We start from the raw sequence: 15,617 nt of genomic DNA on the forward strand, positions 1-15,617 counted from the left end.
AATTCTTCACGGAGGACTAAGTACAGTGACTTAAGGCAATTTTGCTTCCCCATTTTTCTTGCTGGGAAGCAAATGGGAAACTAAGCAGGCTCGTTCTATAAGGTTAAGGTCCAATATGATTCTAAGCACCCACGCCATCCTTGGGGCGGCTGTCGCCAGTGCGCTCCCATCCCACCCGGTTGTCGCGTTCGTCGCGGGGTTTGCTAGCCATTTCGCTATAGACGCAATTCCGCATTGGGATTATCCGCTCAAATCGATATCGCTAGGTCTCGCAGCTCGAAACGATGGACGTTTGACTGCGGATCGTTTGCGCGATTTTGCCGTCATCGGCTTTGACGCACTCGCGGGACTTTTTCTCGCCATCGCGATCTTCGGCACGGAAGCGAACTGGGTGGCTGTTGTTGCCGGCGCCGTCGGCGGAATGCTTCCTGACCCGCTGCAGTTCGTTCATACGCTCTCACCCGGGGAGCCGCTGGCCACACTTCAACGCTTTCACAGCTGGATCCACAGCAAGCGCAAACTCACTTGGCCGCTGGGGGTGAGCTCCCAAATTGCCTTTGCCTCGGCGGTTGCCGGAACGGCAATTGTATTGCAAATGGCAAGTTAGGCCGATGGTAGCGGCGGCGCGCTTTCGTCGCCCGATCTCGGCAGCTCCATGCGCGTGAACTCGTCGATGTCGTGCTGATGTTGCCCCATCCGGCGATCAGACTCCGGCGGCCCTGCACTCATCAACGCCGCCGGCTGCCCATGGACGGCGGCCCCCATCGTGAGCACCGCATCATCAACCGGCAATTAAGGGATTTGGAACTATCTTACACGTAAGTTCTTCCGTTCTGAATGGCCACCGGAGGCTAACAGATGACGGATGAACAGCTAGCTCTTCAGGCTGTTAGTGATGCTCAGCGCATTCTGGAAGAATACTTAGAACCGAGGCCCCAGAATAACGAGCGCATCATCTTGGACAAGCTAGTGGAAGTGCTCGAGCGGCCAGATCTTCTGGTCGCCGTTCATCGGATGCAGCGCGGCTCGTAGGCGCTCCGTTGTCGCGCCGTTGCTGGTCGGCTCGCGCGAATTCGAGCCAGTCCTCAGCAAGTTTTAGCCACGGCTCCGCATCGACGGAGTGACGGGCCTGCGCCGCCCGTTCCCTGCACACTTCAGCTAAGTGGTAGAAGCGAAGTACATCTTCCGACATGGCAAAATGACGCGAGTAGGCCCATCATCGCGCCTCAAGAGTATCGCCTCTTCCGACACTGTCTGTCGACTATCTCGACTATCTCACACATCGTCCCCGACTGGGGCGAATCCTTGTCACTGTGCTAAATGGGCAACCTCCAGCGGTCCGCAGACGCTTTCAGATTGCCGGCTTTGCCGGTTGCCGGGCACCGTAGAGGCAGACGCCGCATCTCAATTCAGCAGGTGGCGTACCAGCGATCAGGAAATGGTAGCAGAGGCCAGCCGCCCGCGTTGTCATTCGCGGCCTCGGGCTCGGCGTCGATTGGCCCACTTGGCGAAGGGCAGGGTTGATCGACCTCCATGCGAGCCGATCGATCTGCCGGCTTTGCCGCTCCTCAACTCGCATGACCCGCAGTAGGTCGCGCGCGGTCCAAGGCCCAAGGGATTGATAATTTGCGAGGTGCTGACAATGCCGCTTTGATCGCGGCATGCGCGCTCGCCGACGATACACGAAATGGGCCGGCCATTATCCGCCCCGCAGCCCTGTTGAATGGCTGGCTGACGGCCATGTGACCTGCAGCATCCAGTGCCTGAACGGCCGCTGCGATCGCAGGGTTGACGTGCGGCTCGACACGCTCCCGCAGGATCAGCCGTGGTCGCGCGTCGGCTTGCGCCTGGTCTGCTCGGCATGCGGCGCCGCAGGAACTGTGCATATCGTTCCGAACTGGCATGACAGTCGCGGGCAAGTCAGGCCAAGCATGGGGTCGAGGTTTTGATTCCAGCAATGAAACTCGTCACCGAACGCCCCTTCGCCAATCCGGAAGTCGCCGCCCGCCAGCTCGTTCAGCTGGCATCGAGCATCGAGCCGGTACAGGACGGCCGAATCCACATCGAGAAGATCAACTATCCCTTCCTCTACACGCTCAAGGGAAGCGGCGCGGAGTTCGGCGCCGGCATCAAGTATGCAGTCGAGCGCGGCTGGCTCGACCTGCACGAGAGCGGTACCTACGTGCGGTTGCTCACGCCCGGGCAGGACCTGCTGAGGCTCCATTAGGAACCGAGGCCGGACTATCTGGTTTGCTGTCTCGCCAGTTCCCCAAGCTGGCGGAACGGCCCCGGCGTACCCCAAAAGCCACCCTGAAGCCGGGGCCGTCTCTCCGCCCTGCTGACTCCAATCAGTTAGGCGACTTCTTGCGACGTCGCCGGGGAACTACCCTCATCTCCAATCCCAGAACCGTGAGCACACCGAGAACAGTTGAAAAATGTGGAAGCTGTTCGTCGCCGAAGGCTCGATAAATGCTCGTTCGTTGCAGACCGGTTTGTCTTGCGACTTCTGAAATATTGAAATGGTCGAGCGCCCTCCCGATTGCCCTGCAGATCGTGCGAGCTTCAGCCGACTCGAATGCCGCGTTCAGCTCGTTAGCCAACTGGGAGGGCGCGACGGGACTATAAGTTTTGGTCATGTCGGTCTCCACAACAAAAGGGCCGGCTTTTTAAGCCGGCCCTTCGTTATTGAACGAGGCGAGCTCAGTACTTCCCAATCAACGGGGCACCGAACTTGTAGTTCAGGCGGACGAGGCCCATGTCGACGTTCTGATCGATACGCTCGGTGCGCGTAAAGACACCGAGCCCCGCACCGGCGAAGTTGCCGGAGCCGGTGAAATCGACGTTTCGACGCTCGAGGAAGATGTGATTGTACTCTATGCCAACCGACCAATTCGGCGCAAAGCCATATTCGAATCCGGCGCCGACCGTCCCGCCCCAGCGGGTCTGGTCGTTCGCCCGGTCGAATTCAAGGCCGGTTGCAACGTCAAAGGTCCTGTAGCGATCGCCGACGACGGCGGCGCCACCCTTGACGTAGAACAGGGCGTTGTTCCAGGCGTAACCGATCTGGCCCGTGATCAGACCGAAGGCGTCAATTTTCGACTGATTGCGAAGGCCGAATCCCGGGATCGCGCTGATATTGTCGCCCTTGAAATCCGCCCAGTTGCCCTGGCCCTCGACACCGAACACCCAGTTTGCTGACTGCCAGCGATAACCGATCTGGCCACCGACCGTGCCGCCAGTTGCATTATGACAGCCTTCGCCCACAAGACCACCCGGAACACCGGTCACAGCGCCGAACGTGTCCACGAAGTCCCAGCATTTGTGGCTCGAGCCGCCACCGCCGTTGATGCCGATGTAGAAGCCGCTCCAGTCATAGATCGCGGCGACCATTGGCGGCGGCGCCTTCGTGTAAGGACGAGCCGCTAGATCCGCCGCGTTGGCGGGAGCCGAAAGCCCTAGGGCCATCGCCCCGGCCGCAGCAACGAGAAGTTTTTTCATACCGTGTCTCCCCAGAAAGAAGTTCAAAAAAATCGGCGCGTTGGCCCACCTGTAATCAGAAATCTAGTCTTCTCGCGCCTTAATGGCTGTAACCGGCCCGCAACACTCGTCACCGAACATCGATCGAAAATCATTGATACATGTTAAGCACTTAGGTTCCACTAAACCCCCTCACGCGGGAACCTCAGAAGTTCCAATTTCGAAGAAAGAGGCCGGCGACGTGCGGGCCGTACCGTGAACCGGCGAGCCTTCTGGTCACTGCCTCAGCCGACGCGCATGCGTCCCAATCCTCAGCATGGGCAAATGAGGAGTCCGCGGCCCGCTCGTTATGGCCTCGTCCGCCATGAAACCATTTTCCCAGCGCCGCGAAGTCGGCCTGAAACAAACGAGTCCCAGCCTCCGCTCTCCCAGCGCATGTCCCAGAAGGGAAGTACTTCTATGATCAGCCCAACGTGGACTCGCAAAGCACGTAAGCTCGTTATCGCAAATCTGCTGATCGGCGCGGCCGCTCTGTTAGGATGGGCCGCTCGCGATCCAGTCTCAAGTGCTGACCTCGGTAATGAATGGCAATGCAGCAAAGCGGCATTTGTCGTAACGGCGTGTCATCACGTGGCTGAGGAAGTCGTGACGCAAAGAGCGGCCGCTCTCGATTAGTGGCAAGCCATCTGCCCAACGCTGGTTGTCCAAGGTCAAATCAGGCAACGAGACCGAATACGGCGAGCGCGGGACCGAAGCCCCGCGCCCTAGTCGTTCACCGCTTCAGCCGTCGGCGATGGGTCAGCAGCCGCTGCCGGTCCCGCTTTCGGTGGATCCTGCGCCGGCGCTTCATGATGCGACCTCTTCGCCCTGATAGCGCTTGTAGTAGTTCTTCCTGAACTCCTTCAGCATCTTCGCCATCTGCCAAACGGCAAACGTAGCCAACTCCAATTTATGGAAGCTGTCTTCCCTCGCCGAGCAGTGCATGATCAGGTCGGTGGCAATCTCACCCATTCGGTCGAGGTCGCCGACCTCGCACTCCATGTCACGAAATGCCTCTGCGTGGCTCCGGTCGCTACCGTCATTGAGGGCGCGAGAATGGTGTTCCGGGAAATTGGACGAGGTTGCTCATGCCCGCACCCAGCTCTGTTCGATCGCGGCGGCAAGGCACGTGCAAAGCGTCTGCACGGCTTGCATGGCCTCGCTTTCCTCGAGGCCGCGTGGCACCTGCCATTCCTCGAGCGTCGAGATGTATTTCAGCAAGGCCGCCACGCCGGCAATGGTGGATGGCCGGAACGTGAAAAGGACGTCTATTTGCTCGAACAGCGCGTCGCTCGTCCGCGACGTCTCGTCCTCCGCATCCGAACGGTCCGGGTGCTCGTGCTCTAACGGCGCCCACCTGTCGACGGCGGCGGTGTATTCGACGGAAAGCATCTTATAGCGCTCGATCGCCGCGAAGACGGGATCGGGCACCGCTGCGGCCGCCGGCAATGCAACGGGCAGCACGGCCAGGGCCCCGAGCAGGTTGCGGCGGGATAGCCCCTCAGCGGGCTTGCGGGACTCGCTGGTGCGTTCGCCGTTATGCCGCTGTCCGATGAAGCGCAATCCCCGGCAAGGGACCGCTTCGGGAGTTTCGACGCTCCGCGAACATCACACATGATTTGCGTTAAGAAATCTACCCCTTTTGGGGCGCTTTTGCGCGCCACCCTTGCTCTCCACCCATGGTTGCGATTGGATGCGGCCGGGTCTGGGGCAGTTTGCAATGAGTAATCAACAAGTGATCGTCAAAGACCCGCATCTGTGCGAGCCGTTCATCAATGGCCGCGACACAGGTCGACTGTTGCACGATCTCGGGGCGATGCTGTCGCTTTTGAACCCGCAGATGCTGACGCACCCCATTCTGGACTTCGGCGCGGGGTCGTGCTGGATCACCGAGGCGATTGCCCGCATGGGGCATCGCGTCACCGCATTCGACATCCACCCTGACCTTCAAGGATGCATCACGGGCCGAACATCCGCAGATAAGCGCATCGATGCGTCGCTGATCAGTTACGCGAGAGGCGACGGGCACGCGATGCCTTTCGCGGGCGACAAGTTCGGTCACCTGCTATGCTATGACACGCTGCATCATATGCATGATTTTGACGCGGTCTTCCGGGAATTTTCCCGCGTTCTCGTTCCGGGCGGTCGCGCCATCTTCGTGGAGCCCGGAGCGAAGCACTCAACATCGGCTGAGACGATCGCCTTTCTGGAGCTCAAGAAGCACGATCCGACGTGGATCGAGCGTGATATTGTGCTGGAAGAAATCAACCACTGCGCGATGGTCGCAGGGCTGTCAGAACTGGTGCTGATGCCGGCGGGCCATCCAAGCGCTCCGCCGCTATTTTCGTTGCGGGATTGGCTCAGCCTCAGGCGCGGCAACCTGCTCGCACGGAACAAGTTCGCAAAGCAGCTTGCCAATCTTAACTACGATCAGCGCGTGATCTTCTATGCTGTGAAGCCTTAGCAGGCAAACGATCCGCAATAGAACTCGGTCGACCCGCTGATCGAGTTGGCAACGCCACCGCCCAGGATAACTGATGTCAGCGACAAGCGGTTATAATTGGCCGCTGCGACGCAGGTCACCACGCCAGCATCGCACTGCACGTTGCTCATGGTCACACGAGATCGATAAGCCCCGCTGGCACCGAAGGACATGGCTGTTCCAGCGCCACCAAATTGGATATTGGAGATGGTGATGTCTCCGATATTCGAACCATTCGTGCCGCCAAATAAGATTCCACCATTGGCATTCACGAGGTTCATGTTGCTGTAGACGTTGCCAGTCCCGGATCCGTTGTCAAAGAATATCGCGTACCTGGTCGGCACGGCGCCGTTGTTTGACGTCTGAATATCGGTGAAGCTGTTCCAGTCGAATCTCGCCTCACCGCCCACATTGACGTTGCGAGCATTTCGCAGGCAAGTATTCGCTCCAAAGCATCGAACGCGAGAAATCTGGGAGTATCCGATCACGCCAGACGTGCCGGCCAGCCAGAGGCATGCTGTGGAGCTCCCGTCGATCGTGTAGATGCAGGTTATATCTCGAAAGACATTGCCGGATATATCTGCGTTGCTGGAGACCGTGAAGATCGGAAAGTCTCCACTGGCAGTGATGCGCACGCAGCCAACATCGTCGCCGATGATTCTGAAGCCGTTATTTCCGAATGTGACGGTCGCGGTAAAAGTGTAGTTGCCACAAGGCACATAGACAGTCTTTCCAACCGCCAGCGCATTGACCGCATTCTGGAAGGCGGTCTGATCGCTGCCGGCACCGACTGTGCCATAATCGCGCACGTTGAGCAGGTTCGGCGAATTCCCGCCGCAAGTCGCGGTGCTGATATTCCCCGAGGTGTCATTCGCGAGGCAGCCGGCCGTGGTGTAGGCCGTGGCTTGAAGAAGTCCGCTCGGCTTCACCCGCAAAGTCTGCTGCAGCGAGCCGATGGTGCTGCCGACTGTCAAATCGATCTGGCCGGCGGTGCCGCTATCGGGACCAGTTGAATATAAACGGTGCCGCGATGTCTCGTAACTTATAGCAAGATTGTTCGCCAGAACCGTCGAAATCGCCGCGCCGCCAATCTGGACCGGTCCTTGCGAGTCGATCTTGAATCCTGTCGTCGGCGACGCCGTTCCAAATCCCGCAGCGCCGGAAAAGTAAGTCACTCCACTGAAAGTGTTTACGCCAGAAAAGATGTTCGTCCCGTCGAGATACGGGATCGTGTGCCCCGATGCGCCGGTTTTTACGCTTAGGGTCGTTCCGGTCATCGCCAGCGAATTGCTGTCGAGCGAGATGCTCGGTCCGCTCGATCCGCCGATCGACGTGATCCCCGACGTCAAGCTGCCGGCGAGCGAGCCCGCCGTGCACTTTCCGAGCACGCCGCCGGTCTCGCAAGGCAGCGTGGTATTCGATGGGTCCGGCGCTCCGTTCAGCGTCAGGGTGCCGATGGTCACTTGCGTTGGTGGGCCAGAACTGGCCGTGTTATTCAGCAGCCAGCTATAAGCAGCCTGGTTCGGAAAGGTGACGGAGCCGCTGAACAGAACGCTGTTGCTGAACGTATTGTTCCCGCTGAAAAAGTTGCTGCCGGAATTCAGCGGGATGGTTGCCCCGGAAGTTCCCGTCACCACCCTGAGAGTCGCCCCGGACATGCCCAGTGTTGGATCGAGCAGAAAATTTGGGCCGATCGAGCCGCCGATCGAGACCCCCGATCCGACATAGGCCCGCAGCACGGAAAACGGGATGGCCGACGATGGACCGGTGGTCCCCGGAGTGCCGAGGCGGCCGATGACCGTCTGAGATGCAACGTTGGGATAGGTCTGCGCAGACGCTGGCGCGGCTGAGAGCAGCGTCAGCAGAATTCCGAGTAAACAGCGGATGGTCATCGTTCGATCGCCATGGCTCGACTGTGCCGTCACCAGCATCGTCAGTTCGGGCGTATGGTCTTTGCCGGCCCGCCGTCCTTTCTTTTGCCTTGTCCCTTGCGGGGGGCGTTTACTGATCCAGCCTTGCCCTTGCGGAGGCTACTCGATCGTAGTTGTTGGGCCGATTCTCCCCGCGTCGGCCCGAGCGCGGATGCGCGGAGCGTTTCACACGCTCCTTGGAGCTCTTATAACTTCAGGTCCACGCCGGCGGCTGCGACCCAGGGCGCCGTCTCGATGAAAAGACGAAAGGCATTGAGCGCGTTCAGTGCGTCCTTCTTGTTCCAGCCCGCGCCGTCGAGAATGCGAAGCTCTATGCCGGCGCCGGCGCTCGATGCCGTGCCTGTGATGAAGTCGTTCTGCTTGAAGCCCTGAACGCCGCGGTTAAGGGCGATGAAGTGATCAGCCATGGTCCGTCCCCCTGTTCACTGAAGCATGCGGACGCGATTGCCGATCGGCAGGAAGCCGGCCGGGATCAGCGGTCGCGCGAGATCCTGGATCGCGCGCATCCAGTCGCTGCTGCGCTTTGCCCGCGCGCGCTGCAGAGGCGTGACGGACACTGTGACCTGCCGCTCTTCGTTGGTCTTGGGGTCAACGACGTCGACCTGATATTCGATCATGTTCAAAAACCCTTCCGCTCGCCCTTGATGCCGCCCGCGATCACGACGTTCGCCGTCATCATCAGCCGGACTGCTTCAGCTTCGTTTGAAAGAAAACGCTTTGAGAAAACCGGGTCGGCCATGTGGCGCGACTTCCAATCAGAAACCATCCGGTATTCCTCTTTGCTAACGCCGGCGCCCTCAAGCGCCTCCCGCACGACGCCATCGGACAGGCCCAGCGTTCGCAACCATGATGCGCCCTCGGCGAGCCGCTTGGATCCGCTATCGGGGATTGTGTCCGCTCCCAGGATCTCGCCGCGCATGGCACGCTCGACTTCATCGCCGCCCTTTCCCAGCACGCCATGCAAGTCGTTCCACTGCTGCGTCGCTGCGACGTCGCCAGATAGGAGCTTTGAGCCGAATTCAGTGTTTGCCGTGAGCGCATCGATCTGCGCGCGGGCCTCGGCGGCGGTTGCGGGTGTGGATGGAGTTGTATTAGCTGGATTGGTCATGCCGCCAGTCCCTCAATCTCACTGCCTGCCCGATCAAACACGTCAGAAATCTTGTTGAGCCGCGAGACCTTCTCCGCGTCGGGCAGGTTGGCGGCAGCCAGATCGCTAAACGCTTTGGCGTAAGCAGCCTCCAAGCCCTTTGCGGCAGCGATGCTGCGCCTACTCGCCTCGCGATCGACCATATCGAAATCGACGGGATATTTGATCGTGTCCCTCATGCTGCCTCCGAAATGTGAGATTTAAGCGCGTCAAACCGATCGCGCAGGAGTCCGACGAAGTACGCACCGGCTCGCCGAAACGCCGCCGCTGCCGGTTCGATGGAAGGCCGGTCGTGGGCCAACATTGCGTGAGGCGGCCGCGCGCCAGGCAAAAAGGCATTGGGCATTCCGTTCCGGAAGGTCTCGCCGGCCAGAAGTGCGTCGATGTGGATCGGGTTCGCGACGCCGCGCATCATGATGTCCACCGACTTGAAGTCGATCGGGTGCGGAACAATCCCGATGGGGAGTTTTTGCTGCATCTCCTCGGTCAGCGCGCCGAGATTGACGCGCAGCTTCGCCGCCTGCTCAAGCAGTCCGGATAGCTCGACGCCGACCCGCGTCCACTCCTCCGCGGTCGCCGCGAATTCGCGCAATTGCCGGTCGCGAGCGGCAGCATGCTCGGCGAGATCTGCCTCTGCGTCCTGACGCAACGCGAGACGCAAGGCCGCTTGCAGCTCGGCCACGGCTGTTCTGGCGGCCTCGATCTTGGACCTGTGCGCCGCAAGTTTGTCTGCCGCCCCCGCCTTCCGCTCCGCAGCATCGAGGGCAAACTCTGCGCCCTGCTCCTCGAGCTCGGCCAGCGCGCCAATGGCGCAATTCAACTTCTCTTGCACCGCCGGCGCGCGCGGCGCCGATGCCTTGGGTTGCGACAACGGATGCTCTGCGGCCTCTTCGGCTGGCTTCTTCCGGAACATGGTCATGATCCCCCACACCTATGCTGCTTGTGACGCCTGCGCCGGCTGCGGGTTCGGAGCGATCTTCGCCGCGAGCGCGTCCTCGATCAGGTTCGCCAGGAACTGCGACACCGGGCGGCGCTCTTCCAACGCGGCGGCGCGGATTGCGTCGGCGAGCTCAGCCTTCGGGCGGAAGCTCAGGTGGGGTTTCGACATTGTTGTCCTCCGTTGTGGCCGTCACTGTCTTTTGTCCCCGCGCGTTCAGCAACGCACCGCGTGTCCGCCGGGGGCGCATCTTGGGGCGGAGGCGCGGCACCCAGCGCGAGCGCATGCGAGCCGCTATCTCGGGATCTTCAACGAACTCGATCCGTGCGATCCCGAGCGCGAGCGCGCCCAGGATCAAGCCGAGCGACTGCGGGCCCAGCCGCTTCAGTGGCTCCGGCGAGAGGACTTTGCTGGCGTATCCAGACGCCCACCCGGTCAAATGATCGATTGTCTCGTGCGTCAGGGAAAGGGCGTCACGGCGCCGGCGGATCAGGTCGAGCAACTCGTCCGGCGTGGTGATGATCCGCGGTACCGCCGCAGGCTCACTGGGAGGCTCTGGGGCTGGCTCTGGCTCGCTTGCGGTCGCCGGGGACGCGGTTCCGGTGCAGCCTCAACCGGCGCCGCGCGGGCGGCCTTGGAGCGCTCGAATTGCGGTGAGATGCTGAGGCACCCGGATCGCCACTGCTTCTTGTCGCGCGTCCCGACGTTGGCCGTAAACGCGTTCTGCTCGTCGATCTCCTCGAGAAGGTCCAGCTGCTCACTCACCTCGGGACACCCGTGTGCAAGTGGCGCCGTTGTGGACGAAAGTTCTCGGAGAGGACGCCGCCGATTTTTTCGGGAGCCGCCGCGAAAAATGGAGAGGACATGAAATCGGGACAAGCGCGCGGGATTTCCCCCACCCCCCGTCGATCTTGGATTTCACCAGGCCAAACCATGGGGATCTGGCGGACGATCGGTCGGCTGCCTCGCGCGTGCGTCAGCTTCCAAGAGTGTTGAAGTTCATGAGAGAGCGCGCGCGAAAACCCTTCGCCGACGGACACCACATGATTGGGACAAATCGGACGACGATGGCGGTTGAGCAACGCAATCAGCGAATTACCGATTAACCGCGATCGGTCGTGCGGTAGTGGGAAGCGCATGGGAAGCGTTCGGCCCGGCAACGGCGACATTCGTAACAAGTTACTCCCGCGGCCAGGTGAGCGCATAATGCACCGTCCGCTGGCTCCGACCTCGGCGTTACGACATGCATGCCGACAACGACCTGTCCTAAGCCCCCTCTTCGAAAGGCTGGTGACGCATGTGACGGGAAACCTACTTATCGGCGTCACGCGCGCGCGTGTAACGTGGTTATAGTAATCTCGTGTCACATCCGTCACCGAGCATAATCCCCTACGATATCGGACAGGTCTGACGTCAAGCGCAGGCCATAGAAACCACGTCCGGAATTGAGGCGATGGGGCGTGAAGCCTCGATCGACCAGCTTCTGGGTGAACGTCTTGCTGCTGCCGGCGTGTTCGCTGGAAGCGTCGGCCCAGGCCTTCCAGTCGCTGTACAGCGCGGTGGACGAGGTCCAGGCGTTCGGGTCGCGCCTGCATCGGTCGTCAATTATCCTCGGCGTTGAGGTATTCAGCGGTCGCCTTGGTCACCGCCTCGGGCGGCGCCAATCCAATGCGCTGCCACTCGAGGCAGCCCTCGATCATCCAGGACAGGATGCCCGGCCACTCAGCCCTGATCTTGTCAGACAGGTCCGGGTCCCGCTCCTCCGCCGGGATGGTCACGGTGAAGGGGATCAGGTGAAAGCGCCGCTTGATGGCCTCATCCACCGATCGAAGGCCGGGCTTGTGGTTGCCGGCGATCAAGAGCTTGAACTGCGGGGTGAACTCGAAGAAGTCCTGCCGCATGAAGCGCGCCGATATCTTGTCCCCGCCAGTGAGCGCTTTAATCCGGGCCTCGGCCCACCGACGGTTCTCTTCCGTTTCATTGGCCGTGACGAGCCGGGCTCCACGAAGTCCGGCAAGCTCGGTCGGATGCTGGGCAAATGAGGACGCCGTGAAGGTCTCGATCGGCGAGGTCCTGTGGTAGTCTTGCAGGATCCCCGAGATGGCGTTGATGAACACGCCCTTCCCGTTCCCTCCGGTGCCGTACAGGAAGAACAGTGCCTGGGCGCTGGTCGAGCCGGTCAAGGCATAGCCGGCAACCCGCTGCAAGAAGGCCTGGAGCTCGGTATCGCCTTCCGTGATCCTCATCAGGAACTGCCTGAAGATCGGACAGGCGCCCGCCGGAGACACGGCGGTGATGCTGGTGAAGTAGTCGTCAGAGCGGTGCGGCCGGCGCACGCCCGACCGGAGGTCAATTACGCATTCCGGCGTGTTGAGCAGCCACGGATCGATGTCCCACTGTGCGGTGGTGGCGGCGATTGCCCTGTCCGACTTCGCCAGCCGCTCAACGGCTGCCACAGTCTTCGCGCTTGCCAGATTAACGGCAACCTTCGGCTTGTTGCATTCGGCGGCGGCAGTGCGGCAGATGCACCTAGCATAGTCGAAGCCAGCGAGCGTTTCATCGGCCCCCCATTTACGGCCGTCCCAAATCATCCACTTGCCCCAGGCAGACACGAAGCGCAGGTCGTTGCGGTGCTCGTCGGCAAAGCGCAGAGCGAGTGCCTCGTCGGTAAAAGCGGGCGGGCGCGGAACGTCATCGCGATGTTCTGCGAGTTCTTCGGTTTTGGCGGGTGGGCGCCTATCGAGGCCCATATCGGTCAAGACCTGCAGGGCCATCGCCTTATTTGCGGGGCTCAGCATCAGGTGGCCTCCAGCATCTCGAGCAGCGCCGGCGCATCATCCGGATGACCGCGGAGCCAAGCGGCGAGCAGCTCGGGATTGCCCTCGCTCATCACGATGTAGAAGTCGTCGATCGTTGATTGTGGCGTGCGATATGACGCCTTCTCGATGGCGGCCTTCATTGGCGGCAGTTCACCAGTCCAGCGCCACCGGTCGCGCGGATCGGCCAATTCCCACTGCATCACGAGTTGCGACGCATAGTCGGAAGGTATCTCCGGCTCGACTTCTGTGCCGGCCAACTCGTCCGCAACCTGCGCGGCCACGATGGCGCGGAAGCGCTCAAAGGGCTTTGCGATTAGCCGCTGTACATGGTCCTGCCCGCAAGCAGCGACGAGCCCCGATTCCTCCGCAAACTGCTGAAGGGGATCAACCGCGTCAGCGAGATGTTCGAATTGGTATTCGTATTCGAGATAGGCGCGGATCAGCGCGCGCGTTTCGAGCAGCCAGATTGCATCTTCCAGCGCTTTTCCATCGAGAATTTTTGCTGGCGCACTCATTCGGCCTCGTCCCCCTCGAGGAGGCCGAGCTCCTGGGCCTTGATGAGCGCTTTGTTGATGGCCCTTTGTAAGTCCAACAACCGCGTCACCTTCATGGTGATGCCCTTGGTCGTTGGATGGATCTTCCCTTCCTTGTCGTGAACGTGCTTCCTCAGATCCACCAGGGTGTGACCCTTGAACGTCTGCAACGTCGTGGTGATCACGTCCTTGCGGCGATTTGAGAAGAAGCGGTCGACGACGACCGGCTCGGGCAGCTCAGGCTTGCGGGCTGCCATGACTAGGCCGCCGTCTCGATCAGGCGCGACGCCTGCCAGCGCCGGTTTTCAGCGACCGTCACGCCCTTGCGACGTTCCGAAAGCTTGATGAATTGCGGACCATTGCCGGCGGCGATGAGCCTCTGTCCGGTGCTGCGTGAAAAGCCATTCAGCTTGCACCAGTCGTCGAACGATAAAACCCGGTCGCCCTCAATATAGCCTGGTATTTCCTGCTTCTGAGACATTCTGCACCTCTGCGCGTCTTCAAGATGCCGCTAGAGGTATCGCTGATTTGTCGGCGTTAAGTGAGACGATTAGGCCTTCCGTTTCTGTCGCCCTATTTGTCTCACTGCTGGTTGACGCTGAAGCGCTCGGTCAAGGCGTCGGATGATGGATTTGACTTCCCTCTCGTCCTGGTCTCGGTTTTTGCCGACCACCTTTCCCACAATCCTCTTTCGGATTTTCACCGATTGATTCTTCAAGGCGTGCCTCGCGAAGTCGCTTTTGCTTTGCCAATGTCCAGCCAGCCAAAGCTGAACGAGGTATTTGTCGGACTCGGGGTCGTGAGGGCCTTTCCGTTTTGAGGCGGCATCGCTTTTCGCGCGGCGGAGCTCCTTCGGGGCCGCCCTTGCCTGTTCACGAAACAATTTGGCTGCCTTCGCCGGACCGAAGATCGCGCAACCTTCGCGAAACAGGAATACGAGCCGTTCCCTAAAATGTTCACGCGCTTCTTCGGTGAGGCCAAGATCAAAAGCGGCACCGGCCCCGGGCGGCTTCACTGCACGATCGCAAGCAGGTGCGCCTCCCACTTCTGAAGCGCCTCGGCGATCTCGGGGCCGTAATCGTGGTGATCGTATACGCCGCCGATACCAGACTTGTGGCCGGCATGGTTCAGCACCAGCTCGGCAACGTGGGGGAGGACGCCGAGCTTGCCCATTCGAGTGCGGACGGTCCTGCGAAGATCGTGAAGGCGAAAAGGTACCAACGCTCTGCCTTCGGTCGCCGTGATGCGCGCGTTAAGCGCAAGGGTGTTGTATGACCACGCGTTGAAGCCGTTCGCCCCGCCGCCGAACAGCGTTGCGCGACTGTTGCGTCGCCGGATTGATCGGACGATTTCAAGGGCCGTTGCGGACAGTGGGAGCTCGTGCGGCCGCTTCGCCTTGGTCCTCTCTCGGGGCAGCAAAAGCTTGCCCTGGCCGACGTCGAGTTCTTCCCAGCGAAGGCCGCCGATTTCGTCCCGCCGGCAGGCGGTCAACAGCAGCAGCCGGACGATCTTCCCGAAATCGTCATCGAGGCAGTTCCGCCAGATGATGCGGATCTCGTCATCGTTCAAAACCCGATCTCGGGCAGGCTTGCCATAAACGGGGTTATCCGTGCCGATGGTGGGGTTTGCCTTCACACCTATCCCTTGGCGCATGCACCACCCATAGAACGTCGATATGGCCCCCCGGGCTCGAGCCGCCGAGGTCGGTCCGTGGTCGCGGATGAGGTCCCGGATCAACTTGGCGACGTCTTCGAACGCCACCTTCGCCACGGGCTTCTTCTGCAGGGGCCCGCAGTGTCGACGCAAGTATCGCTCCTCTGCGATGAACGTGTTTTGCCGCAGCGTCCTGGCTGCTAATCTGGCCTCCTGTGCCGCGAGGTACTGTTCTACAGCCTTTTCGAACGTCAGTGCGTCCGCGGCCTGCTCCGCCCGCCGGCCGGCCTCCTCAGCGTCCGGATCGATGCCGAGCTCGACCTGGGCGAACCGGTTTCGGGCGATGCCGCGGGCAGCCTCCAAGGTGACCTTCCGGACGTCGCCGAGGCTCTTGCGCCGCTGCTCGATCCGACGCGGTACTGGACCACATAGGAGGCCTTGCCGGTCCGGAGCCGCACGCCAAAGCCCGGCAGGTCCGGGTCCCACGCAATATGGTCGGCCTTGCCGGTCGGGAGGCTGAGCCGCCGAACGTACGCGTCGGTGAATCGGATGCGATCGTCGGAAATCTTGAGCATGGGAAGCAGTCCATCCTTTTTGGG

The 15,617-nt window shown here is 60.9% G+C and carries 21 protein-coding genes; 4 read left to right on the forward strand and 17 right to left on the reverse strand.

Annotation, left to right across the window (positions count from 1 at the left end; all coding sequences use genetic code 11):
• Positions 1-115: 115 nt before the first annotated feature.
• The 3 genes from FXV83_RS20695 to FXV83_RS20700 all read left to right on the forward strand — a co-directional run bounded on the left by FXV83_RS20695 (position 116) and on the right by FXV83_RS20700 (position 2,227).
• Entirely contained in the window at positions 116-607 is a 492-nt protein-coding gene (locus FXV83_RS20695) for a hypothetical protein (RefSeq protein WP_148741249.1), read from the forward strand.
• A gap of 251 nt (positions 608-858) precedes the next feature.
• A complete protein-coding gene (locus FXV83_RS42870; RefSeq protein ID WP_187436037.1) occupies positions 859-1,032 on the forward strand; it encodes a hypothetical protein in 174 nt (57 codons plus the stop codon).
• 925 nt (positions 1,033-1,957) lie between these two features.
• Positions 1,958-2,227: a hypothetical protein gene (locus tag FXV83_RS20700; RefSeq protein WP_148741250.1), complete on the forward strand. Its 270-nt coding sequence runs from the start codon at positions 1,958-1,960 to the stop codon at positions 2,225-2,227.
• Positions 2,228-2,348: 121 nt separating this feature from the next.
• Here the strand turns inward: FXV83_RS20700 and FXV83_RS20705 are convergent, their stop codons facing one another.
• From FXV83_RS20705 to FXV83_RS20720, 4 genes are all read right to left on the reverse strand, one after another.
• Positions 2,349-2,636 carry an addiction module antidote protein gene (locus FXV83_RS20705; protein WP_148741251.1) on the reverse strand — a complete coding sequence of 96 codons (288 nt, stop codon included), beginning with the start codon at positions 2,634-2,636 and terminating at the stop codon, positions 2,349-2,351.
• Between the two features lie 64 nt (positions 2,637-2,700).
• A complete protein-coding gene (locus FXV83_RS20710) occupies positions 2,701-3,498 on the reverse strand; it encodes an outer membrane protein (RefSeq protein ID WP_148741292.1) in 798 nt (265 codons plus the stop codon).
• A gap of 825 nt (positions 3,499-4,323) precedes the next feature.
• The gene (locus tag FXV83_RS20715) at positions 4,324-4,518 is read right to left on the reverse strand and encodes a hypothetical protein (RefSeq protein WP_148741252.1); all 195 of its coding nucleotides are present in this window, start codon (positions 4,516-4,518) and stop codon (positions 4,324-4,326) included.
• Positions 4,519-4,602: 84 nt separating this feature from the next.
• The gene (locus FXV83_RS20720) at positions 4,603-5,079 is read right to left on the reverse strand and encodes a twin-arginine translocation signal domain-containing protein (RefSeq protein WP_148741253.1); all 477 of its coding nucleotides are present in this window, start codon (positions 5,077-5,079) and stop codon (positions 4,603-4,605) included.
• A 157-nt stretch (positions 5,080-5,236) separates the two neighbouring features.
• Here FXV83_RS20720 and FXV83_RS20725 point away from each other — a divergent pair, with 157 nt between their 5' ends.
• A complete protein-coding gene (locus FXV83_RS20725) occupies positions 5,237-5,980 on the forward strand; it encodes a class I SAM-dependent methyltransferase (protein ID WP_187436038.1) in 744 nt (247 codons plus the stop codon).
• On the opposite strand, the gene FXV83_RS20730 is transcribed toward FXV83_RS20725, so the two are convergent.
• The 13 genes from FXV83_RS20730 to FXV83_RS20790 form a co-directional block, all read right to left on the reverse strand.
• Positions 5,977-7,929 (reverse strand): pectate lyase family protein, encoded by a 1,953-nt coding sequence (locus FXV83_RS20730; protein ID WP_148741255.1) that lies wholly within the window; start codon positions 7,927-7,929, stop codon positions 5,977-5,979. The genes FXV83_RS20725 and FXV83_RS20730 overlap by 4 nt on opposite strands.
• A gap of 185 nt (positions 7,930-8,114) precedes the next feature.
• Positions 8,115-8,336, reverse strand: a complete 222-nt coding sequence (locus tag FXV83_RS20735) for a hypothetical protein (protein WP_148741256.1) — start codon at positions 8,334-8,336, stop codon at positions 8,115-8,117.
• A 15-nt stretch (positions 8,337-8,351) separates the two neighbouring features.
• Positions 8,352-8,552 carry a hypothetical protein gene (locus FXV83_RS20740; RefSeq protein WP_148741257.1) on the reverse strand — a complete coding sequence of 67 codons (201 nt, stop codon included), beginning with the start codon at positions 8,550-8,552 and terminating at the stop codon, positions 8,352-8,354.
• Positions 8,549-9,037, reverse strand: a complete 489-nt coding sequence (locus FXV83_RS20745; RefSeq protein ID WP_148741258.1) for a hypothetical protein — start codon at positions 9,035-9,037, stop codon at positions 8,549-8,551. Before FXV83_RS20745 ends, FXV83_RS20740 begins: the two co-directional genes overlap by 4 nt.
• Positions 9,034-9,255, reverse strand: a complete 222-nt coding sequence (locus FXV83_RS20750; RefSeq protein WP_148741259.1) for a hypothetical protein — start codon at positions 9,253-9,255, stop codon at positions 9,034-9,036. Before FXV83_RS20750 ends, FXV83_RS20745 begins: the two co-directional genes overlap by 4 nt.
• Positions 9,252-9,758 carry a hypothetical protein gene (locus FXV83_RS20755; protein WP_148741260.1) on the reverse strand — a complete coding sequence of 169 codons (507 nt, stop codon included), beginning with the start codon at positions 9,756-9,758 and terminating at the stop codon, positions 9,252-9,254. The genes FXV83_RS20750 and FXV83_RS20755 overlap by 4 nt, the downstream gene beginning before the upstream one ends.
• Positions 9,759-10,007: 249 nt before the next feature.
• Entirely contained in the window at positions 10,008-10,184 is a 177-nt protein-coding gene (locus FXV83_RS42875) for a hypothetical protein (RefSeq protein WP_187436039.1), read from the reverse strand.
• A 1,430-nt stretch (positions 10,185-11,614) separates the two neighbouring features.
• On the reverse strand, positions 11,615-12,787 hold the full coding sequence (locus tag FXV83_RS20765) for a phage/plasmid primase, P4 family (RefSeq protein ID WP_187436040.1): 1,173 nt from the start codon (positions 12,785-12,787) through the stop codon (positions 11,615-11,617).
• A 23-nt stretch (positions 12,788-12,810) separates the two neighbouring features.
• A complete protein-coding gene (locus tag FXV83_RS20770) occupies positions 12,811-13,347 on the reverse strand; it encodes a hypothetical protein (RefSeq protein WP_148741263.1) in 537 nt (178 codons plus the stop codon).
• Positions 13,344-13,622: a transcriptional coactivator p15/PC4 family protein gene (locus tag FXV83_RS20775; protein ID WP_148741264.1), complete on the reverse strand. Its 279-nt coding sequence runs from the start codon at positions 13,620-13,622 to the stop codon at positions 13,344-13,346. Before FXV83_RS20775 ends, FXV83_RS20770 begins: the two co-directional genes overlap by 4 nt.
• A gap of 2 nt (positions 13,623-13,624) precedes the next feature.
• Positions 13,625-13,846, reverse strand: a complete 222-nt coding sequence (locus tag FXV83_RS20780; protein ID WP_235939940.1) for a helix-turn-helix transcriptional regulator — start codon at positions 13,844-13,846, stop codon at positions 13,625-13,627.
• A gap of 69 nt (positions 13,847-13,915) precedes the next feature.
• On the reverse strand, positions 13,916-14,380 hold the full coding sequence (locus FXV83_RS20785; protein ID WP_148741265.1) for a hypothetical protein: 465 nt from the start codon (positions 14,378-14,380) through the stop codon (positions 13,916-13,918).
• Positions 14,377-15,381, reverse strand: a complete 1,005-nt coding sequence (locus tag FXV83_RS20790; RefSeq protein WP_235939947.1) for a tyrosine-type recombinase/integrase — start codon at positions 15,379-15,381, stop codon at positions 14,377-14,379. Before FXV83_RS20790 ends, FXV83_RS20785 begins: the two co-directional genes overlap by 4 nt.
• Positions 15,382-15,617 lie beyond the last annotated feature (236 nt).

Origin of the sequence: Bradyrhizobium hipponense (genome assembly GCF_008123965.1) — a bacterium.
GTDB classification, from domain to species: Bacteria; Pseudomonadota; Alphaproteobacteria; order Rhizobiales; family Xanthobacteraceae; genus Bradyrhizobium; species Bradyrhizobium hipponense.